At 48.7% G+C, this 20,882-nt stretch carries 19 protein-coding genes and 1 pseudogene; 2 read left to right on the top strand and 18 right to left on the bottom strand.

Going from position 1 to position 20,882, the window contains the following annotated elements; translation table 11 throughout:
- Positions 1-6: 6 nt before the first annotated feature.
- The 8 genes and pseudogenes from ACFSW5_RS07765 to ACFSW5_RS07730 form a co-directional block, all read right to left on the bottom strand.
- The gene (locus ACFSW5_RS07765) at positions 7-2,595 is read right to left on the bottom strand and encodes an Ig-like domain-containing protein (RefSeq protein WP_379270985.1); all 2,589 of its coding nucleotides are present in this window, start codon (positions 2,593-2,595) and stop codon (positions 7-9) included.
- 583 nt (positions 2,596-3,178) lie between these two features.
- A pseudogene (locus ACFSW5_RS07760) lies at positions 3,179-3,279 on the bottom strand (acetyltransferase); the annotation flags it as partial.
- Between the two features lies 1 nt (position 3,280).
- Complete coding sequence (locus ACFSW5_RS07755) at positions 3,281-4,549, bottom strand: FAD-binding protein (protein WP_379270982.1); 1,269 nt, start codon at positions 4,547-4,549, stop codon at positions 3,281-3,283.
- 211 nt (positions 4,550-4,760) lie between these two features.
- Positions 4,761-6,011, bottom strand: a complete 1,251-nt coding sequence (locus tag ACFSW5_RS07750) for a DUF4179 domain-containing protein (protein WP_379270980.1) — start codon at positions 6,009-6,011, stop codon at positions 4,761-4,763.
- On the bottom strand, positions 5,987-6,523 hold the full coding sequence (locus tag ACFSW5_RS07745; RefSeq protein WP_379270979.1) for a sigma-70 family RNA polymerase sigma factor: 537 nt from the start codon (positions 6,521-6,523) through the stop codon (positions 5,987-5,989). The genes ACFSW5_RS07750 and ACFSW5_RS07745 overlap by 25 nt, the downstream gene beginning before the upstream one ends.
- A 253-nt stretch (positions 6,524-6,776) precedes the next feature.
- A complete protein-coding gene (locus ACFSW5_RS07740; RefSeq protein WP_379270976.1) occupies positions 6,777-7,175 on the bottom strand; it encodes an SRPBCC family protein in 399 nt (132 codons plus the stop codon).
- Positions 7,172-7,501 (bottom strand): ArsR/SmtB family transcription factor, encoded by a 330-nt coding sequence (locus ACFSW5_RS07735; protein WP_379270974.1) that lies wholly within the window; start codon positions 7,499-7,501, stop codon positions 7,172-7,174. Before ACFSW5_RS07735 ends, ACFSW5_RS07740 begins: the two co-directional genes overlap by 4 nt.
- A 255-nt stretch (positions 7,502-7,756) precedes the next feature.
- Positions 7,757-8,635: an NmrA family NAD(P)-binding protein gene (locus tag ACFSW5_RS07730; protein WP_379270971.1), complete on the bottom strand. Its 879-nt coding sequence runs from the start codon at positions 8,633-8,635 to the stop codon at positions 7,757-7,759.
- Positions 8,636-9,093: 458 nt separating this feature from the next.
- Between ACFSW5_RS07730 and pdxR the strand changes: the two genes are divergently transcribed.
- Positions 9,094-10,563 carry a MocR-like pyridoxine biosynthesis transcription factor PdxR gene (gene pdxR, locus ACFSW5_RS07725; RefSeq protein WP_379270969.1) on the top strand — a complete coding sequence of 490 codons (1,470 nt, stop codon included), beginning with the start codon at positions 9,094-9,096 and terminating at the stop codon, positions 10,561-10,563.
- Between the two features lie 124 nt (positions 10,564-10,687).
- Here pdxR and ACFSW5_RS07720 read toward each other — a convergent pair whose 3' ends face one another.
- From ACFSW5_RS07720 to ACFSW5_RS07705, 4 genes are all read right to left on the bottom strand, one after another.
- Positions 10,688-11,449, bottom strand: coding sequence for an SDR family oxidoreductase (locus ACFSW5_RS07720; protein WP_379270967.1), 762 nt, complete (start codon positions 11,447-11,449; stop codon positions 10,688-10,690).
- Positions 11,450-11,467: 18 nt separating this feature from the next.
- Positions 11,468-11,860 (bottom strand): MerR family transcriptional regulator, encoded by a 393-nt coding sequence (locus tag ACFSW5_RS07715; protein ID WP_379270964.1) that lies wholly within the window; start codon positions 11,858-11,860, stop codon positions 11,468-11,470.
- Positions 11,861-12,070: 210 nt separating this feature from the next.
- On the bottom strand, positions 12,071-12,253 hold the full coding sequence (locus ACFSW5_RS07710) for a hypothetical protein (RefSeq protein WP_379270959.1): 183 nt from the start codon (positions 12,251-12,253) through the stop codon (positions 12,071-12,073).
- Positions 12,254-12,339: 86 nt separating this feature from the next.
- Positions 12,340-12,504: a hypothetical protein gene (locus ACFSW5_RS07705; protein ID WP_379270957.1), complete on the bottom strand. Its 165-nt coding sequence runs from the start codon at positions 12,502-12,504 to the stop codon at positions 12,340-12,342.
- 122 nt (positions 12,505-12,626) lie between these two features.
- Here ACFSW5_RS07705 and ACFSW5_RS07700 point away from each other — a divergent pair, with 122 nt between their 5' ends.
- On the top strand, positions 12,627-13,208 hold the full coding sequence (locus ACFSW5_RS07700; protein WP_379270955.1) for a beta-xylosidase family glycoside hydrolase: 582 nt from the start codon (positions 12,627-12,629) through the stop codon (positions 13,206-13,208).
- A 63-nt stretch (positions 13,209-13,271) separates the two neighbouring features.
- On the opposite strand, the gene ACFSW5_RS07695 is transcribed toward ACFSW5_RS07700, so the two are convergent.
- The 6 genes from ACFSW5_RS07695 to ACFSW5_RS07670 all read right to left on the bottom strand — a co-directional run bounded on the left by ACFSW5_RS07695 (position 13,272) and on the right by ACFSW5_RS07670 (position 20,756).
- Positions 13,272-13,580 carry a hypothetical protein gene (locus tag ACFSW5_RS07695; RefSeq protein WP_379270953.1) on the bottom strand — a complete coding sequence of 103 codons (309 nt, stop codon included), beginning with the start codon at positions 13,578-13,580 and terminating at the stop codon, positions 13,272-13,274.
- A gap of 63 nt (positions 13,581-13,643) precedes the next feature.
- Positions 13,644-16,256 carry a phosphoenolpyruvate synthase gene (gene ppsA, locus ACFSW5_RS07690; RefSeq protein ID WP_379270951.1) on the bottom strand — a complete coding sequence of 871 codons (2,613 nt, stop codon included), beginning with the start codon at positions 16,254-16,256 and terminating at the stop codon, positions 13,644-13,646.
- Positions 16,257-16,478: 222 nt separating this feature from the next.
- Entirely contained in the window at positions 16,479-16,664 is a 186-nt protein-coding gene (locus tag ACFSW5_RS07685; protein ID WP_379271070.1) for a hypothetical protein, read from the bottom strand.
- Between the two features lie 176 nt (positions 16,665-16,840).
- On the bottom strand, positions 16,841-17,140 hold the full coding sequence (locus ACFSW5_RS07680) for a hypothetical protein (protein ID WP_379270949.1): 300 nt from the start codon (positions 17,138-17,140) through the stop codon (positions 16,841-16,843).
- A 349-nt stretch (positions 17,141-17,489) separates the two neighbouring features.
- Positions 17,490-18,947 carry a stalk domain-containing protein gene (locus ACFSW5_RS07675; RefSeq protein ID WP_379270946.1) on the bottom strand — a complete coding sequence of 486 codons (1,458 nt, stop codon included), beginning with the start codon at positions 18,945-18,947 and terminating at the stop codon, positions 17,490-17,492.
- Between the two features lie 444 nt (positions 18,948-19,391).
- Positions 19,392-20,756 (bottom strand): hypothetical protein, encoded by a 1,365-nt coding sequence (locus ACFSW5_RS07670; RefSeq protein ID WP_379270944.1) that lies wholly within the window; start codon positions 20,754-20,756, stop codon positions 19,392-19,394.
- Positions 20,757-20,882 lie beyond the last annotated feature (126 nt).

Raw genomic sequence — 20,882 nt, 5'->3', positions numbered from 1 at the left:
CTTCACCTATGCCGTAACGGCGGCCGCGCCAGATTCTTCCTCTTCGGCGACAGGCGCAGGATTCAGCATGCCGTAAATTTTTGCGGCGGTTTCGTCGCGCGCCTCCAGAATCGCCAGCGCAAGCTGCTTCATCTTGATCTCCGCTTCCAGCATGTCGTTGCGGAGCTCCTTCTCGCGGACGGTTTGCTCCTGCAGGCTGCGGGAGTAGTCGTCGAGCGCTTCGCCTTGGCCGAGCAGCGCATCCACGGCTATGCCGTCCGTCCGGAGAACATGGCGGTTAGCCGCCATAATAATGCCGGGCACCTTTATGGTCGATTTGGTCGATTCGTCGTAATATTCGGAGATGTAATCTTTCTTCACCCGCAAGTAGCTGGAGTTAGGAACAGGCTTGCCGTCCGAACCGGTAAACAGCTCTTCCTCGACGAAGACGTGATGGCGATCCTGATAATCGAAAATATTAGTGAGCTGGTTCAAAATGGCGTTTCGGATTTCCGTTATTTTCTCCGGCACGATAACTTCGTTCAGAAGCGTGTCGAGCTCGGGAAGGGTGACCTCGCGGTAATAATTATTATCCGCGCAGAAATAACCGATCCTAAGGTCAACCAGGTGAAGCAGCGTAATAAATTCCTGATTCATTTGGCGGAAGACGAAATTGAGGGTACGGCTCATATTGACGTTTTCGATTTCGCGTACGATCACGTTTTCTTCCGTATCCGTCGTTTTGATTTCGTAAGTCGTTTCCACCTTCAGATCGCGGCGGGCGGAAGCTTTGGCCACATGTTTTTCGGCGGCGTTTACAATGTTCTTCGTCAGCTGTTCGCGCGCGGCGTTGGTCGTGCCGCTGGTCGATGCGCTGGCCGACGCGCTCAGGAAGCCGCCCCAGCTGATGCCCATGTTTCCTTCCAGCTTATATTGGTCGCTCTCCTCATAGACCACCTTATTCGACGTTTCGGCCCCGATTGACTCCTCGAATTCCTTGGCGATTTCGTCAGTGACGGAATCAAGGATGCTGGACGCCTCTTTCCGGCTTTCTTCGCTTTGCGTATAAGATCGAACCGTGATTTTGCTTTTTTCCCCCGGAAGAAGGGAGAACGTGTTCAGCTCGCGGCCAAGGCCGTATTGTCCGCAGAAGGAGGACAGACGGTACGATTCGATCAGGATGATACGGTTCGTGCGGGATGCGATTTCCGGCACAATAGTGACGTTCACCATAATCGTCGTAGTAATCGTATTGCCCGCTAGATCTGTCGCTCTGGCTGTAATCGTCCGCTTGCCGGGCTGTTCGATTTGAACGGAAGCCTTCCATGTCGACCAATCGTTCGGCGCTTTTTCGACTGCGCGCGTATAGACGGGATTGTTGTCGACGGTCACCTCAACGACGCGTATGCCGTTGCCGTCGTCCTTTGCGGTACCCGTCACCTCCAGAATCGCGCCTTTCGTATGCGTGCCGGCTACGTTCCCGTCCGCCTTCGGCGACGTAATTTCGATGACCGGCGGTGTCGCGTCGACGAGCACCGTGAGACTGGTTTCGGAGGTTTTGCCCGCGCTGTCCGTAGCGCGTGCCAAGATGGCGTGATTTCCCGGGCCAAGCGTTATCACCTTGCCCCAGTTCGCGTATCCGTTTGTCGTATCGACCGGCTGCGGGGTGCCGCTGCCTACGACGAGCTCCACCTTGGAAATGCCGCGCGCATCCGATGCCGTTCCCTCGATCGTAACGGAGACGTTATCTTTCCCCGCGGCGCTGTATTGCTGACCCGGAGCGGGAGACGTAATCGCCACGGCCGGCGGAACGGTATCGGGCTCTTCAAGGTCGACGTTTACGGTTATCTCGGCCGTGCTCGTTACAGCTGATTGATCGTGGGTGGCTTTTGCCGTAATCGTGACGCTTCCTTCGGTTTTCAATACCGTATTATAAGACCATGTGCCGCCGGCTTCAAGCGTAGCGGTTTTGAAGTCGCCGTTACCGATTTTAACGAATACATCCGCAACAAAACCTTGCGTTGCGCTGGCTCTACCTGTAATCGTAACGGGCGCTCCGGTATGAGGTCCGGTAATGGCTGTGTTTGTAACTGGCGACGTAATCGAAACGCTGACCTTCGGTTCGGGATAGTTACCGCCGCCGCCGGTATCCGGATCAACGGGGATCGCGTTCGGAACATACCCGCCGCCGTCGGTCGTTGGCAGCGCTGCAAGCCGTGAAGCTGCGGCAAGCGTATTGTCGCCAGCGGTAGGGACATTTCTAAACCGATGTGCCAACGCGCCGGTCATCGTCCGGTAAATGGACAGCTTTTTGCCTTCGCGTTCCGCCTGCTCAACCTCTTCCTCGGTAAGCTTCGCCAATGTTTCCGTCATGCGGGTTCCCGATTGCTTTGCTTTCCGCAGCTCCTCCACCGAAGAAACGGATTTGGCGAGTGCAGCCCGCGAGGCGTTTGCACGATCTCCGGCCGCCGACGGAAGGAAGCTGTCGTCGGGGAACGTCAACTCAATGTAAGTACGACCGGTGTAGGACGTAGGCTCCGGTACGTTGTAGCTGATTACGGGCGCGTTTGTCTCGCCCGCCAGCTTCAATGGGGTGTCTTTTTTACTGCTGGACATCACAAATCTCTCCTTTAAATGGGAATTTTTTTCACCCCTATAGCCTATCAAGCGTTCATGAGGATGCCTATTATCCAAAAGGATAATATTGGAGGTCTGAAAGGATACAACCGTCCTTCGTCCTTTTAGGCGTCCGCCGCGCTGCCGCTTAACGATCTTCATTTTCTTTCTTTACAAGGAGTAATCCCAACTGCTCAAATCGTTTTTCATCTTTCAAGAACGAAGCCCCTTCCTTCACTCCTTCCCACCTTCATCTTCACAAAAAAAGTGGACATTCCGTTTATCTGAAACAGATGTCCACTTATGATGTATAACACTATAGTATCAACGCTAATGATTTTTGATCGTTTTGGCATGGTGCGCTAATCAAAAAACCGCGCAGTGCGCGGATTCTATAAACATATATTGATTATTCTAGAATTGAATTGGCTGGCGGTTCGATACAAGCCTGCATGGGGAGACGGCGCGCTTCTTTCTCCGACGGAGTGGCATTCCCTGCACGGTAGCCGATTTCACGGTCAATAGAACAGAGCAGAAAACAGCAAAACGGGAAGCCGAGAACCTTTATTCTCGACTTCCCTTTTACATCGTTTACAACGACTGAATTGCTGCGATGATCGCCCCGTCACCAATATGCGCACCGGGCATTACGCTGACATCTTGACCAATCCATACATCGTTCCCATCACTGTCCAATGTAAGTATCCAGGAACGCGTTCCGAAACTTCTCCGCTGGATCGTATCGAAGCAGCAACTGACGGAAATCGGTTAGCCGTTCGTACAGCGCCTGCACCCTTGCCGGCTCCATCGTGAACAGCTTGCCCCAGTGCGGACGCGCTTCGAACGGCTCCAGTTCCCGTTCTATTAGCGGAAGTACCTGGCGAACGCGCTCCCAATCCGGCTTCCACGTAAAATGCAAGCCTACACTGTCCTGCCGGTAGCAAGGGCTCATCCAGAAGTTGTCCGCGGCAATGGTACGTACCTCCGAGATAAAAAGCAGCGGCGCGATTCGGTCGCGAAGTCCCTCGAGCGCGCGCAGCGCCTCGAATGCATGCCGCCTCGGCACGAAATATTCGCTTTGCAGTTCGTTGCCCGCACTCGGCGTAAAATCCATCCGGAAATGAGGCAACCGCTCGTACGATGGGCCCGGGACACCTAGCTGCTCGCTGCAGTTCACTGCAGATTGGCCGGGTACAGGATGCCGTTTTTCCGGAGCGGGCGAAGCCCCGAAGAAATTGGACGACGCTCCCGCCGAAGCATCCTCCCCATCGGCTTCGACCTTCCGTTTCACCCACACTTGATTGAATACAGGCCTTTCCCAATTCGTAAACAAACTGACACTGTATGCTGAAGAAAAAATCTCGTTTATGCCGCTATCCAGTGCAGAAAAAGGAAGCTCGTCATATACGGTCTGACTTACTTGAAACGCGGGCACTACGTCCAATTTAAGCTTTGTAACGACTCCAAGCCCGCCGAGTCCGACGACCGCCCCCTCGAACTCGCCGTCTGTCCCGCGCGTGAGTACCGCAGTTTCTCCATCCGACTTCACCAGCTCGATGGCCCGGACGGCATCCGCCAGACCCGCGTTCCGATCGCCCGATCCGTGTGTAGCTGTCGCAACGGCGCCAGCCACGCTGATATGCGGCAGCGAAGCCAAATTGTGCAGCGCGTAGCCATGATCGTTCAGGTAACGGCACAGGTCCCCGTAACGAATGCCGCCCTCGACCGTGACCGTCCCCTGCACCGGGTCGAGTTCGATTACCCGATTCAGCTTTCGAAGCGAGAGCTGGCTGCCGTCGGTGTCGGCGATCCCGTTAAAGGAGTGGCGCGAGCCAAGCACGCGAATGCGGCGGCTGCGAAGGACCATTTCGCGGACCTCTTCCGGACTTCCCGGTTCAAGCAACTCCAATGAGCCGTAGCGGTAGTTCCCGGCCCAGTTCATCTTATCTTCCATATGTACTCCCCTCTCTGTGATCTTGCTAGTTTTGGTTCTGGTTCTAATATTATCATAGATTTGTTGACAATCGTCTGCTGCCGGCAAGCGAAAAGCACAAAAGCTGGGAGTCACAAACGGTACGCTTCTTGCGTATCATCCTACTAGTGTCATGGCTAATTCATTACGGTATCCCTCGATTCCCTTAAATATCCATTTTTAATCTAGGTTTCTACTTAGCTAAATCCACTGTAACTGCAAGCTCCTCCAAATAGTGAATGTTAACCTGCGCTGTGCAGATGTAGATTGTGTCGATGTTAGTTACGTTTGAAAAAGTTACTTGATATTGACTGCTGCCGTGGATACGAATAGGCGCGGTTTCCTTGAAGTATCTATTCCCGTTTCGATCTTCGAGCCAGATCTGATTCATTTGCTCGAAAATGCGCTCACCCGTTACTTCATACGTGAGCGTTAATTGGTTATTTTCCCACTTCCGATCCAGAATCGTTAATGCCCCCGCCTTCCCTTGCGATAAGGTTATCGGCGTTCCGTTCCACTTTCCGCTCCATTTTGTATCGGATTCGAAACTGCTTAAATACGGTTTAATCGTTAATTGCTTAGGGATTGTCTCAAGCGGTTCAAAGTAGGTCTTAACTTCTACTTGGTTATCCGAACCGCGGGCGTGATGACTTATGGGCTGCAGTACGCGCCCTTGTTCGTCATAAATCTGTAATTCCCAGAATGCAGAATCCGTGTTTCGGAGCTGAAAATTAATTTCCGTTGTAGTCGGAAACAACGTGACCGCTTCATAATTTACTTCGATATCGTTCCATATTCTCGTTTGGGCGATCGTATAGGTATGGCTTCCTCCTTGACGTTTCACCGGAATCTCGGCTAAGGTTTTCGTTTGATCGCGAGACAAGATGCCAAGAACAAACGAATCCGGCAGCTGCCTGTCTGGCGTAATGCTTATTGTCCCCGCATACGTCCCATCTCCCAGCTTTTCGAGGCTAGAATTTCCGCCATACTCCAGCACCTCGCCATCAACCGTATATACAATACCCGTTGCAAATGCCAACGGATCCTCATCTTTCTCCGTTACAATGATACCAAGGTTAATGTTGGAGCCATCATAGAGACTTTCCGTAAATGTTACCAACTGATCTTCAATTTGGACTTGCTGGCCAATTTTCGCCGTCAATTGAAGCTGGTTTCCTCTCTTCATACCGGCATCGCCACCCAGCTCGAAGATAGATTCGACAAGAGGGAGCGACTTCATGGCCTCAGCAAAGACGGGAGACAGCGATGATAGGCCAAAGATAAGAACGAGGGAGGCCACTGCCGCAGTCGCGCCATGACGAAGCTTTGAAGATTTATTATGCTTTCTTTTGATTTGACTGAGCGTTAGCTGGATCCGTTCATCGATGGAATCGGGTAAAGCTAGATCAACATGTTTTTTTAATTCCTGTTCCCATTTATCCATTGATACCCCTCCCGTTCTTCCCAAATCAGACGTGCATTCTCCCGCGCGCGGCGTAACCGCGTTTTGATGGTGTTTTCCGGCTTCTGATAAATGTCGGCCAAATCCTTAATCGAAATATCGTCCATGTGGTAAAGCTTCAGAAGGCTGCGTTCTTCCTCCGGAAGTGCCTCCAGCAGCTGCTTCAACTCAATCTTTTCATATCCGCTCTCATTTGAAGAAGGCACCGTAACTTCGTTGAGTTCAATGACCTTTTTATTGTGCCGGTGAACTTGATTGCATTCATTGATTAAAATCCGAAGCAGCCAGGTTTTGAAATAGGCCGGTTCTCTTAAGGTCCTTATGTGCTCAAAAGCCTTTAGAATCGCTTCCTGGATGGCATCTGCACAATCCGCATCGCTTGCAAGTATAGTTTTCGCAACCTGATACATGATAGTTTTATGGGCGTGAATCAGGTGCTCAAAGGCGTGAAGATTGCCTCTTTGAGCCTTTTTCACTTCTTTTGATAAGTCCACATATTGCCCCCCTTTCACTTTGACGTATGTTAGATGTACGAAACGGTAAAAGGGTTTCAAAATTAAACATTTTAACAAAATCTTCATATGGGAACATGATCGCGCTTCGCTTGTTCATCATTCCTTGCCGTCCGTCTCACTGGCGGAAATCCATTAGCGAATACGTTAATTACCTTAAAAGAAAAAAACCGCGTGTTGCGCGGTTTTTTATCGGCCGATATTCATATCACCGATCGTTGATGTTATTTCGCCTTTATTGATCCAACGCCTGTTCGAACTTGCCGAACCATTCACCCCAACCGTATCTGGCGCCTTCGAGTCCATGAACATTAGAGAATCCGGTTTGCTCGAGATGCAGGTTCACCTTACCGTCCCCCAAATCCTGGATCGTCCATGTGACCGTATGCCTCTCGTCGCCGGTAGCCCATGAATAGGACAACCGGTTCGGCGGATCCACGATAAGCACTTCGCCGTCAACGATTCCATCCCAATATTCGGACGGCTGATGGCGAAACTGAAAACGATGCCCTACGACGGGTTTAAAATCATTTTCCGTGATCCACTTGGCTAGCTTGCTTGAATCGGTTAAGGCGGTCCAAGCCTTCTCGATCGTTGTCTTGAACTCAAAATCCATAGATAATGCCAAACTCATTCATCTTCCTCCTCTAACAATTGGCTTAAGCGCAACATATTCGCACTCCAGAACTTGCTGTAGAAAGCCACCCAATCTTGGATTTCTCTGAGTGGAGCGGCGTTCAGCCGAAATCGCGTTTCTCTTCCGACTTTCCGGTCAAGCACCAGTCCGGCCTCTTTAAGAATGGTCAAATGCTTGGAAACCGCTGTACGGCCCATGGAAAACTGTGACGTCAACTCATGAAGCGGCAGCTCCTCCGCCTCTGCCAACAGGCGGATCAGTCGGCGCCTCGTCGGATCTGCGATAGCGTCAAACACATCCCGCAATTGGTTGTTCTCGTTCACAACACCCCCTCCAATAATCTTGTTTTTTGCGGCCGTCATTCCAAAGCTAGTGTCGACGTACGACCAAAAGAACTATCCGCTTACCGGACACCATTTGGTGTCTATTTGATTATAGGTCACCATTCGGTGTCGTGTCAACCGCATTTTAAACTCCACTTGAAAATGGTCAATCGGCGGTTTCGGGAGTTGTGGCCATCGGTGAATATATACAACATTTATACGGTTTTGTTCTTGCGACCCGGCAGCTATACTTTTTTATATTTTGTGATCGCTTCCGATTGAGCTCCAGACTCCGGCATGTTTTTTCGTGAATTGCAGGAAGGAAACAGGCGTTTTTCCGCTCACCCTTATGACCGTGTCCGTACTTAAATCTTCGGACCGTTCCTCGCGAATTTTGCGGTCAAGCTCGGTCATAAACTCGGCATATTCTTTGCTTAACCCTATTGCTAACCAGCTGCGTGTCAATTCATCGTCTGAAATCGATTTGTGGACTACATTTCTTCCCGTTACCTCGCTAATAATACGGCTGACGTCATCGTACGAAAGCGAATCCGGCCCCGTAATAATATGTTCCGTATTGTGGGCCTCCTCATCCATTAGCGCTCTTAAAGCGACTTCAGCGATATCCTCAGCTGACACAAAGCCAATTTTCCCTTGCCCTGCTGCGCTAATGATCAAATCCTGCCGAGCTATAGTCGCTGCATGTTGACCTTCGGTGAAATTTTGCATGAAATAGGAAGGCCTGAGCACCGTCCATTCCGGAGCAAGCTTTTTCAACAATTGATGAACCGGCCCAAAAACCGGACCTTCCTCCGATATGGATGCGCTGCTGAGCAGAACAAAACGTTTTACTCCCTGTTTCAATGCTATTTCAATAAACGGCTTCATGACTTTAACCGGTTCAGGGTCACCTACGGGTGCAACCAAATAAACTCGTTCAACATGGTGCAGAGCCGGGAGAAACGTAGAATCGTCATACCAGTCGAAATGAACTTCTTTCAACGGGTCTGTAATGGCCTGGGGATTCCGAATAGTCGTCTTATAGGGATATTCCAGCACATCCAGCCTCTCCGCAATTCTCGCTCCTGTCTTTCCTCTTCCTCCTGTAATGAGCAGCTTTCCTTGCTTCATCATCTTGGTTTCATCTCCTTCAATATGAATTTCTGAACTTAGCCGTTCATCGATTCGAGCACAACCGTTGGGTCCCAGCAATCCTTAAAGTAAGTTATCTTTCCATAAAAAACGCTCATCATTTCCTTGGCTTGCCTCTCGTTTAATTACCATTCAGTCCAGGCATATTAGACTAAACGGTCTGTAATTGAGAAAATAAGAATGAAGCTATGTCGCTTCATTATCCATTCAAAGCTGATTGGGCCAACGATCCCGGCGGACTTTCATCCTCCTTTGTTCGCTAGTATACTCATTCCGGACTGAATAGTCAATAATCTTTTGATGTCACTAACCATCTTCGATTTGGTTAAGAGCCTTCTCCTTTTTATTTGGATTTACGTTCAGTATAATAATGGCAATCGGTCGCAATTAAAGCCGAATCCGATCCAATTTCAAGAACCAATTTGAAGGAGGAACGCCCCTTGTTCGGGTTTCAACCAACAGCGAATGCAGGTTCTATCACGAAGCAATTATGCAGTTTTTTACGTGACAAAATCGAGAAAGGAGCGCTTTCCCCCGGCCTCAAGCTTCCGCCTACGCGCAAGGCCGCCGACGAGTTAGGGATCGCCCGAAACATCGTCATCGAGGTCTATGAGCAGTTGGCCGCCGAAGGCTACTTAACGTCCAAAGCCGGTTCCGGAACGTATGTCTCCGAAGGCATTGAAATCCGGTCTCGAATGAAGCAACCCCCGACCTCCTATCCCATACAGCCGCTCTCCGTTATCCCTGCGCGGAGAATGAAGGTGATCAGCTTTGACACAGGAACTCCGGATTTGTCTCGCTTTCCGCGAAGGGTATGGAACAAATGCGTTAGGGAGATCATCGATTCGGAGCCTGCGGAAGTGTTTGCTTACGGCGATGTCCAGGGAACGCCGGCGCTTCGGGAAGCCATCGCCCGATATTTGTTCCGGATGAAGGGCATCACCTGTGACCCCGGGCAAATCGTCATTACGTCGGGAACCTCGGAAAGCTTCCTGCTGCTGGCCGCCGCCTTCTCGGACCGATACCGGAACGTCTACGTCGAAGAACCGACGGTCGAATTTGTCCGAGATATTTTTCAGAAAATGAAGTACAGCATTGTTCCGGTCGAAGTGGACGATCAAGGGATGGATATTAGCCGAATCGAACGGTCCGCACCAAGCGGATTAATCGTTCTGACGCCCTCCCATCAATACCCGACGGGCAGTATTCTTTCCATTCAGCGGAGACAACAGGCTGTCGCGCTAGCGAATAAGGACGGCCATTATATCATCGAAGACGACTATAATAGCGAGTTCCGTCATAAAGGTGAACCGGTCCCGCCGCTGCAGCTTCTGGCTCCATCGCGTGTCATTTACGCCGGTTCGTTCAGCAAAACGTTGTCGCCCGCGCTGCGAATCGGCTTCCTCATCGTTCCTCCGGGCTTAATCGAGCTTATCGTTCGGACGAAAACGGAATTAAATCTGACAGCTTCCTCCATCACGCAGTCAGCACTAGCACGCTTTATGATGGAAGGCTGCTTCGACCGGCATATCCATAAGATGAGGGCGGTTTACAAGCGAAAACGGCTTTTTCTCGCGGATCAAGTCCGCCTTCTATTTGGGGAACATGTGGAAGTTGCCGGAGACGAAGCCGGCATGCACGTCCAGCTTGTTTTCCGGCAAGACCGGTACGGATCCATCGATTGGCACGGAATCGAAGCATTCGGCGCGCACTTCTACACCTTCGATGACTACGCGGTTTTTAAAGGGCGTTACCCCGGCAAAGTGGTGCTTGGCTATGGGCATCTATCTGAAGAAGAGATCGCCGAGGGGCTGCAAAGAATCCGCAAATTTACGGAAGTTTGGAAGAAAGGTCATCCTTCCTCGGAAGAATATCAGAGTTTCCGATCGATCCCCGGGGCAACTTATTGAAACTCAAATGGCCCACAGGAGGGGCACTTTTTTCAAAAGTGTTCTTCTTGTGGGCCAAAGTTCATACGTCAACCGAAGACTCTTTGCTTTGCTATTTCAACGAATGGTTCCATTTTTTTGCCGGTTACTCAATTGTGTTTTTTGCTGCGTTATACATATTTTCAGTATAAATGTCGATTTCATCTCGAGACATGCGCAGGCGGTTCACAGAGGTACCGTATCCGATTTCCTGTTTACCCTCTTCTAAACCTTGGAAAATTCCATCTGCGAACGCATCTAATGGTTCGCCATGAACATGCAACCCCGCTCCGCCTAAATCTGTATTCACTGCCGGAGGAGCAACTTCAATTACTTCTACCGACGTATCGGAGAGCTGGTGTCTTAGGCTCATTGTAAAGGAATGAAGCGCCGCTTTTGTTGCCGAATAGATCGGGGTAAGCGCAAACGGCGTAAAAGCGAGCCCGGATGTCACGTTAATGATAGCCGCCTCATTCTTTGCTGCAAAAAATGGAGCGAACAGCATGGAGAGATGGAATGGCGCTTCAATGTTCGTTGTGATTTCTTTATTGAAATAACTCCAATTGGTTTCCGCATCCGTTTTTAACACATTAAAGCGATGTTGAATCCCTGCATTGTTGACTAACACATTCACTTCCGGATAGTTCGCCGTTACCCAATCAAACAAGGCGACGCGCTCGGCTTCATGACTCAAATCGCTTACATGTGTAATAAGGCCAGGGCATTGTTCTTTCGCTTGTTGAAGAACATTTTCACGTCGTCCGCTAACAATGACTGTGTTCCCGGCTTTTATAAAGCGCTCGGCAAAAGCTAATCCTATTCCAGAACCTCCGCCGGTAATCAGTATTGTATTTCCTGAAAGCTTCATTATAATTCCTCTCCTCCGTTATTTTTTCATCCTGTTATGTTCTTGTCTTTCCTGAATGCGTCCGGTATATCGATTAATTTTTACGTCTATTGCTTTTAAGGATTCTGTCATTAGCGAAATTTCGGCCAGCACATTCCGTTTGTGGTTCTTCATCATTTCAAGCCGGAGTTCAAGGGTATCGTCTCCTTGGACTACCCAATCAACATATTGCTTGATGCCGCTTATTGGCATGTGCGTGTTTTTTAAATAAATAACAATTTCAAGGAGCGTCATTTGATCTTCGGAAAATAACCGCCTACCCGCTTCATCACGTTCTATTAGCGGCAGCAGTCCTTTTTTTTCATAATAACGTATCGTTGATTCTGGGATATTGAATTTGGCTGACGCTTCGCTAATTGAACAATACTTCATCTGGAGGCCTCCAAGATTAATCTTTCATGTCGACAAATATATGTTACGACTTAAACCATGGTTTAAGTCAACATCAAATAAAAAATAGTTTGTCTGCCGAAACGCCGGCTGCCTCCGGCACCTGCTTAGCCAGGCCCATCAATGCCAATCCTATAAATCAAAAAGCCGCAAAAAATGCGGCTTTTTGAACGTGGTTAATTTTTTGACTTGTTATTCTTTAGCTTGCTGCGGATTCGTTCGGTCAAAGTCGGATTTATTGTTTAGATTTCTTAACACCATTGGCATTTTCGCATTTGCTTCGGCATTGGCTTCATTCGTTTCCTCTTCCTTTGACTTCTCGTGCGGATTGCCTGAATTAAACCTCGCAGCATCCATTCCGTCCATAATATTCAATGGAGATCCCTCACATCATTTTGTTTCTTTTAACATATCCAGTTGAAAAAATATCATTCATCCCGTCACCCTTTACGAACTAACGTTCAGTCACGAAGGTGTACGCGGATCACAATATCCTGGTCATGATTGCCGAAACCGGAACCGTAGAGCGTCAATCCCCCTATGTGAACGGCCTCCTCGTCAACCGTGAACCGAAGCGTCCAGAACGGTTCCTGCAGCTTGATATCCGCGACGGTTACGTTCGACATCCGCTCTCCATCCATAAACGTGCCCGAGGCGTCAATGCGGATCGTCTTGAGATGGCTGGTTTACGGCAGGACATAAAGGGACCGCTCTTGCGAGCTTCGACACCGACCGTATCCCGGACACGGTGATTCAACAAGAGAAAAAGCTCTATACGTTCGAGAACACGGATTGGAATCTGGACTGGTGTTATCTTCGTCATCCCGTTGCAGAACATTACCATTTGGAATCCGACAAGTTGAAACTGAAAGGAACCGGAGTGTCGCTGGATGTTCCGGCATCCCCGACATTCATCGGCATACGGCAAAAAGATTTTGAGGCGGCAATCTCTTGCGATGTAAGCCTTTCGAATGGAGAGGCCGGCATTACGCTCTATATGGATGAACATCATCATTATGATTTGGCCATCCGCCAAGAGGATAACGGGTATAAGGTTGTTGAGCGCCTTAATATCGGGGATATCAAATCCATCGAAAATGAAGTGGACCTGGGAAGCGACAATCATGCCACGTTGGTTATACGGGCTAGCCATGAGCGCTATAGCTTCTTCATTCAGGCAGACGGTAAGGACATCCTCTTGGGCACGGCGCAAACGAAATACTTGTCCTCGGAAGTTGCCGGAGGATTCACAGGCGTAATGATCGGGTTATATGCCCATGGAGAAGACGCTTTGGCCGAGTTCTCTAAATTTAAGTGCGAGTATGTTTGAAGACTACAGGAATGGGACGGTAAAAAGAGAGGCAGCTTTATGCCTGCCTCTCTAATCTACCCATTAACCTTCTACTACATCTGCTCGAAGATCGGTCGCGATTTCGACCATCATGGGCACGACCTGTTCATGGGAAACGGCTACATACAAATCCCCCATATAGTGCCGGAACGGAATATGCGTTTCTCCAAGCTTCCACATGAAGAAATCCCCTTCAATGGACATGGTGCTCTCCGGCCCTTTCACAGTGAGTACCGTCTGATAAGCGAAATCGCTCTTGGACGAAAAATAAGCTTTGCATTCTTCCAAGGAAATCTCTTGAGTCTCAAGGTTATGCTGCATGGATCTTGTAATTCGAAAACGTTGATTCATAAATATCCTCCAGAATTAGAAATGTCCATTATAATAAATGCTCTTCCTTGACGTATTCAGCCACTACAATATTTCGATATACCCTTCCGTGCCATGCACTCGAATTCGCTGCCCGTCTTTTATCCGTTTGGTGGCATTCTCCACTCCGACAACTGCCGGTAAACCATATTCACGCGCGATAACGGCTCCATGGGTCATCAGTCCGCCCACTTCGGTGACCAGGCCTTTTATGGATACAAACAATGGCGTCCAGCTAGGATCCGTAAAGGAGGTGACTAAGATGTCTCCATCTTCCAGATGAGCATCTTCCATGTTTAAGATGACGCGCGCTCGCCCTTCTATAACTCCGGAAGAAACAGGCAGACCTGCAATCGCTTCGGCGGGGAGATTTTCCCGTTTGTACTCGCCTGCAATGATTTCGCCATCAGACGTCATCACGCGCGGCGGAGTCAATTTTTCATATAATTTGTACTCGTCTTTTTGTTTGCTGATGATCCGATCATCCAGTTTATTGGTGCGTACGACTTCATGAAGTTCTTCGAAAGTGAGATAGTAGATATCTTCTTTTTCATGAATAACGCCCGCTTGTACGAGTCGTTCGGCTTCTTTCAGTAAAGACTGTTTATAAACGAAGTAGCGATTAACCATTCCGTATTTTGGATATTCCCTATACCCGCTGAAATTCCGGATGAGGTCGATCATTCGTTTTGTTTCTTTAGCTTTTTGTTCGCCATCCGGTAATTGCTTCAATCGATCTAATAACTCTTGTTCCTTCGTCAAAGCTTCCTGTCGCCCTTGCTCAAATTTCCGATTGCGGGCATTAGGCTCGAAGTTTTTGATATTGCTAACAATCATGGGAACAAGCGTAATTGGTTTTTCGCTCCAACGAGTTCTTGTAATATCGATTTCTCCGGGACATCGCATTCCGTACTTGTCGAGATAAGCATAGATCGCGTCTTGGGCTTCCTGCCCGCCATCGAACTTAACCAGTTCATCCCAAAAGTTATCGTCTTTAACATGCTGTAAATAATCAACGACTTCCGGATAAGGACGAATTACGTCCGCGACATCCAATAGCGCCAGACCCATTTCCGAAGTAATATTGTTGGGTACGGATTGAGAAAGCGTATCTGCTGCGTTTTTTTCACCTAACCACTGCTTCATGTTTTCATTGATCCATGCTGAGGCATCCATAGCAGCCATAATGACAGCTGAGCTTTGCGGGTCAAATAAAATCTTCTTGAATTGCTGGAGATCTTCCAGAATAAAATCGAACAATTCCGGTCCGGATTTCGTTTGAATGTTTTGTTTTAACTCTTCTATCGATGCTTGACTGCGCTTAATCAAATCAGAAACGATGGCCGGGTCGTTGTCGATTTGTGCTTGAAAACCCGCGGACGGCATCCCTTTATTGCTTTTGCCGGGACTCGATTCTATTTTATCATTCGGTAACGATTTGATAAAATCTCGCTCTATTATGGTCATAAGCGCGTCTTTTATGAGCGGATCGGATTGTCCCAGCGTATTTAATAAAGTTTCTCTGCCGGCAGGCGAAGCAAGCATAGGCGTAACATCAACAAACAGCCTTCCGCCTGCTTTGCGCATGGGTGCCGGAGTCGTTAACAGGTAAAAGGACAGTCCCAACGGTTTTATGGGGTCTGTCATCATTTGCTGATGACCGACAGATACGTATACGTGATTGTCTTGATCATTCGCTTCGGGGATCGGATATAAAGTCGTGATTGGCCGACTCTGGACAATATAAAATGCATCATCCGCCAAACACCATTCGATATCTTGCGGGCAGCCAAAATAAGCTTCGATCTGTCTTCCGATGCGTGCCAGCTGTAAAATTTGTTGCTCCGTAAGGGTTTGAGTCTTTTGCCGATCGGGTTCCATATGCCGTGTCTCGGTTCCGCCTTCTTTTCGTCCATATATAGCCAATTTTTTGGCTGCTATCCTATTCTCGACAAGTTCCCCTTCGTATACTTTATAACAATCGGCAGATACCAAGCCGGAGACCAGCGCTTCTCCAAGCCCATAACCGGCCTCGATGGACAGCAGCTTCCGGTTGGAGGTAATGGGATCGGCGGTAAATAATATCCCCGAAGCATGCGGGAAAACCATCCTTTGAACGATAACGGATAAGTAAATTTGACTGTGGTCGAATCCGTGCTGCATACGGTAGATGACCGCGCGATCCGTAAATAGGGAAGCCCAACATTTGCTGATATGGTGCAAGATCGCTTCTTTGCCGATAATATTTAAATAGGTGTCTTGTTGACCGGCAAAAGAGGCATGCGGCAAATCTTCGGCAGTCGCGCTAGAACGCACGGCATAAGCATGTTCCTCGCCAAACCGGGAGAGATTGTAAGCAACTGCTTCCGCAACGTCGGAAGGAATTTCTGCTTCCATAATGGTTTCTCGAATCTTCCTGCTGATTTCGCCAATGTGCTCTCGATCTTCTACTTTCAGCATGGTTAGTCGATCCAACAAAGCGTGATACGTTTCGTTTTGTTTGATGGCTCTCTCATATCCCGCTGTTGTCACACAAAATCCATCCGGTACTTGTATTCCTTCAATTTTTGATAATTCCCCTAAATTCAACCCTTTTCCGCCAACGAGCGAAAGCTGCGTTTTTTCCATTTCCTGAAAATCGAGAACCAGCGGACTCATCCTACATCTCTCCTAACCATTAAAATGAGAAAAAACATTTGACAAGACTTGACCCGGCGTGGTACAATTAAATTGTAAAATGCGATTACTATGATCTTTTTGCTATACACAGTACTAATTGATTTTAGCATCGTCTCTGTTTATTTGCAATATAAAAAGAACCGGATATAACTATCCAGGTTCTTTTTTGGTTTCCCGCTATCAATAATTATGGGGCGCCTTCTATTCTTGCTCTAATACTCCCGTTGTTTCTTGAGAAGCCATTTGTTTTTGCGCTTTTGCTGCTTGGTTGCGTTCATGGCCCATTTCGTTCGCTTCGCTGTATTGTATATTGGTCTCTTGATGCTGATTTTTTTCTGCGTTTTCAGACTTAGGCATTTGTTTCCCCATTGGCCCTTGTATGATCATCACCCGGGAGTTCTCTCTCCTCTACTTCAGGGATGTCAACCTGCGGAATTTCCCGAATTTCATCCATTTTCTTCATTCCTCCATTTTACTTTAAACTTTTACCCGATCTATTCTTTGTATTTTTCCACCTTCTATTCGCTGTATTCGCCAATCTCGCCTCATCATCGGCATCTTACTTATGTAAACTCTAACTGTTCCTCCTCCTGCTCTGCATTTTGTTCCCAATAGCTTCCCGAACCAAAATAATCCTGACAAGTACGATCAAGGCTTTGCAAGACAGCAATAAAGCCTTTTAAATCACACGTATGAAAAGTATCGTGAAGCTCACGATTTTCTTCGGTAATGGAATACAAATGAATTTCCATACAACCATCCCATCTGACATTAACATCGAAACGCTTATCGTCCGTTTCCAGTTCCAGCGCAACCGTTCCGCCATCTTCATCTCTTTGATGCTTTGCTTTAATAATCCACATATTAAACACCGCCCTTTGGCTGTAGCATTACCGAAAATAGAGGTTTTTATGGGGCATCCTCAAAAATATCCGCTTACTGCAGAAGATATTGTTGAGCGGCTTGCTCAGCTTCGAGCATTGTCTGATCGTCAATATAGCCAGTATTGGGATTACCTTTCTTTATAAGATCGAAATATAGATCTGTTAACTTTTTGATGTTACTTAGTTGAGCCTTATCGTTTTCATCCAATTGATCTTTTTGGTAACTTTCCCCAGTATTTTTCCTGACTTATACGCAAAAAAAGCCGATCGTTCCGACCGGCTGCAACTGTTACGACATCAGGTTATTCACCAATGTACCTTATAGTTGCTATTGTTTCGCAGTTACTGGCTTCGTTGTAACAATGACGCTTCTTGTTTTGTTGTCCCATTTCACCATGGAACCGGATGCTTCGGCGATGAATCTCAACGGTACCATTGTTTTATAATGAAGAGAAATTGGCTGCACTTCAGGGGGTATTAGTTTCCCGTTTACCGTCACTTCTCCGCTGACCGATTCCCACTTGACTGTTGCTCCAAGCTTTTCGACGATTCGAACATGAACGTATGTCGTGTTATTAATGATGATCGGAGGAACAGACGGCTCAACTTTTTCTCCGTCGATTACAATCGAAACGGCATTACCGACTGGAGTGGGTCTCGTTATCGTTGACGGCAGGCTTTCTAATACCGTTTTCAGCGTTTCGGATTGAATCGCGCCCACGCCGGTTTGCCCGTAAGTGTTGTCCCCCCATGCAAGAACCGTTCCATCCTTTAGCAGGGAAAGCCGATGATTATACCCGTTAGCCGCAGCAACGGCTTCTTCGATAGGTTTCACTTGATAGGGTTGATTTTCGCTTAGTTTGTGCGTGTTCCATTCCCATAACGTACCGTCAGATTTGATAACCGTATAAAAGTTGTTGCTTCCGCCCACGATCGACACGGCATCCGTAATCCCTGCTTCAACAGGCTGCAGCAATTTTTCCGGCTCAGGGTAAGTTTTTGCATTATTCCAAACCCAAACCGTACTGTCCCATTGGATTGCAGCGGCCGTATTTCCTTGAGCGGCAATCGCTTTTACTTCGCCGATACCGCTCAATCGCGTCGGCTTTCGAATCTTATCGGGAATTCCCGACATCCAAAGTTCCGTGCCCCAAACCCATACCTCGCCTCCGCTGCCGAGCGCCGTGGATGTAAAATATCCCGCCGCGACTGCAGTAATTCGAGGCAATCCTTCCACCTTCTTTGGAGTCGAAACATAGCCATTCACTCTGTCGCCCCAACCCCACTGCCAGACGGTACCGTCCTTTTTAAGCGCCAAGCTCAAATAGCTGCCGGCAGAAACAGCAACGACATCCGTCAAGCCTTTCACTTCGGCCGGTTCTAGCTCTTGATGTGAAGTTTCTCCAATACCAAGCTGGCCATAATGGTTATTCCCGACAGCCCATACCGTGCCGTCTTTCTTTAAGATCAAAGTGTGGTCCCAGCCGCTGGAAATCATTTTGACATTATCAATGAGCATTTTGACAGGTGAGTAGACAGGGGTCGTTGTACCTATCCCAAGGACACTTGCGCCCGGTTCCCCTCCCCATGCCCATGCCGTACCGTCCTCCGTAATCGCATAACTTGACGTCTTACCGGCACTGACCGAGATAACGTCCTTTAGCAGCGTTTCCTCATTGCTTTGCGCCACTGAACGGGTAGGCATGACAATTAATGTTAACAGCATAATGATGAGCAAGTACAATTGCAGAATTGTAAGTCTCTTACTTTCTCCCTGCTTCCACATCATTTCTCCTCCGTAGTTCAAAAATGTTCACTCAGAATATACTTTATTTGCGCAAGAAAGCAATTTATGTATACACCTTAATCTCCCCCAACATTAATGAGAACTATATTTCAAGGATAGTTCGATAATGATGATTAACAAAATATTCGATCTAGCAGACAATTATCCTGCCCGTCCGTAATGAAAGTCTGCGAGATTTCCCCAAAGCCGCTGCAGCTCCGTTTCACGGTATAAAAACCGGGACTCCTTAACCTCTATCGGGAATCCCGGTTACCTATCTTGAACTCTTGGAAACTCGCCGCATGCTCGAACTTTCTTGCTTTGTGAGCATCCCCTGAATATATCGTACGCCCCACCCGCACATGACATCGATATTCGGTTTAAGCGACTGGCCCAGTTCACTCAACAACTATTGGCGGCACTTGGTTGTAACAAGTTTTGAGGCTAAAGGAATGACAGCCGCCCGCCAACTTGGCGGATGTGGTTGACGTCGGCCCATAGGACAAAATAATTGTACAGCGTTTCCCCGATTCGGACTGGGCGGGGGTATCTCACAATGAGGGCAGCCTGTTTGTTCATCTCCGCCGGTTGGTCGGCCGACGGAATAATGAAGCATGCCTCTCGGTTTTGTAACCTCGTCATGATAATCCGAGGAGACGAGCCGTAAGGCATCAACGGATGAAAAGCTTCGGAACTGCATACATCGGCAATCCGGTCGCCCCCTGAAATCGCGGATATTTGGAAAAACCCTTCAAGCCCTTCGTACCTCTCGTCACTGACAGGCCGCCAGTTGGCGGGATACGGGAAGGAAACCCGATACACGAAGCTTGTATAGATGTTCTCCGGAACCCTTCCGACGCTAGGCGACCACTGCAGAGCAGAAATCCGGCCGGTGCTGAGGACTTTCACCGGCGTCGGCTCCCTGAGATCGACAATCCGGAGCTGATTGGGTCTCTCTAATCCTGCGCATCCCGATAAATACGCGATTTTATTGCCGTCCGGCGACCAGGCGACGGGAGTTGCGAAGCAATCGGAAGCCGCAGGCGTCCTTGGATTCCGACCGGTACGGTTGTCGATTTGGATGAGAGAATAATAGTTCGGCTCCTCATAGGCGGTTCCGCTGTAGGCGATGCTGCGCGAGTCGGGGGACCATGCCGGAAAATAATTTTTGGCAAGCGGCCCGCCTTCCAGCGTGTAGATGGAGCCTGTGGCCAGATCTATTGTCGAAATGATGGAGATGCTGACACCGGGGTACGTATAAAGCGCGAAGGTTCCGTCCGGGGAAAGGCGAACGTTATGGAGCGGTCCATCCGTATTGTGTGTGATTTGTCTCCGTTCTGAGCCATCGGTCCGGATGCGGAAGAGCTGGGTGTTGCCGGCTGAATCCGGAGCCGCAAACAGAAGTTCCATACCGGTAGGGAACCACTGAACGTCGCTGGCGCCCGGCTCCGGGATGGCATAGCTGCTGTGCGAGAAAGTATCATAGATGACGATTCCCCCGTTTTTGACATACGCAAGAAGCCGACTGTCGGGGGACCAGTCCAGCAGCGTGTAGGGATCGATCTGATCGATGCGGGCGACGGCGCGCGTGACGGTATCCAGCAGGTTGACTACGTTGCCGTTGCCTATGAAAGCGATTCTTCTGCTGTCCGAAGACCAATAGGGAACTGAAAATTCCGCACCTAGCCCCTGGGTAACTTGAAAATGAAGACCGTCCTGCGGCCGGTACAGCCAGATGTCGAACGCTCCGCCGCGGTCCGACGTGTAGGCGATCAATCCTTGATCGAGATCATGAGGAACTGCTTTCACGGCCAACCTCACCTCCTCTCCTGAAAAATCTTCTACTTCAGATGTATTCAGCGGGGGGCGGTTAGGCGACAGTCCCGGAATGCAAAAGAAAACCGCCATACTCAAACTGTCTTCGACATCTTCATA

This window comes from Paenibacillus thailandensis (assembly GCF_042685365.1).
GTDB lineage: Bacteria > Bacillota > Bacilli > Paenibacillales > Paenibacillaceae > Paenibacillus_AP > Paenibacillus_AP thailandensis.
Note: the sequence above shows the minus strand (reverse complement) of the source record. Positions and strands in the feature narration are given on the sequence as shown.

Bases quoted from the DNA above. Each gene is read 5' to 3' on its own strand.
- ACFSW5_RS07765 (WP_379270985.1), bottom strand. From the start codon at position 2,595: ATGTCCAGCAGTAAAAAAGACACCCCATTGAAGCTGGCGGGCGAGACA.
- ACFSW5_RS07755 (WP_379270982.1), bottom strand. From the start codon at position 4,549: ATGGAAGATAAGATGAACTGGGCCGGGAACTACCGCTACGGCTCATTG.
- ACFSW5_RS07750 (WP_379270980.1), bottom strand. From the start codon at position 6,011: ATGGATAAATGGGAACAGGAATTAAAAAAACATGTTGATCTAGCTTTA.
- ACFSW5_RS07740 (WP_379270976.1), bottom strand. From the start codon at position 7,175: ATGAGTTTGGCATTATCTATGGATTTTGAGTTCAAGACAACGATCGAG.
- ACFSW5_RS07730 (WP_379270971.1), bottom strand. From the start codon at position 8,635: ATGATGAAGCAAGGAAAGCTGCTCATTACAGGAGGAAGAGGAAAGACA.
- ACFSW5_RS07720 (WP_379270967.1), bottom strand. From the start codon at position 11,449: ATGAAGCTTTCAGGAAATACAATACTGATTACCGGCGGAGGTTCTGGA.
- ACFSW5_RS07715 (WP_379270964.1), bottom strand. From the start codon at position 11,860: ATGAAGTATTGTTCAATTAGCGAAGCGTCAGCCAAATTCAATATCCCA.
- ACFSW5_RS07705 (WP_379270957.1), bottom strand. From the start codon at position 12,504: ATGTCGAACGTAACCGTCGCGGATATCAAGCTGCAGGAACCGTTCTGG.
- ACFSW5_RS07695 (WP_379270953.1), bottom strand. From the start codon at position 13,580: ATGAATCAACGTTTTCGAATTACAAGATCCATGCAGCATAACCTTGAG.
- ppsA (WP_379270951.1), bottom strand. From the start codon at position 16,256: ATGAGTCCGCTGGTTCTCGATTTTCAGGAAATGGAAAAAACGCAGCTT.
- ACFSW5_RS07685 (WP_379271070.1), bottom strand. From the start codon at position 16,664: ATGATCATACAAGGGCCAATGGGGAAACAAATGCCTAAGTCTGAAAAC.
- ACFSW5_RS07680 (WP_379270949.1), bottom strand. From the start codon at position 17,140: ATGTGGATTATTAAAGCAAAGCATCAAAGAGATGAAGATGGCGGAACG.
- ACFSW5_RS07675 (WP_379270946.1), bottom strand. From the start codon at position 18,947: ATGTGGAAGCAGGGAGAAAGTAAGAGACTTACAATTCTGCAATTGTAC.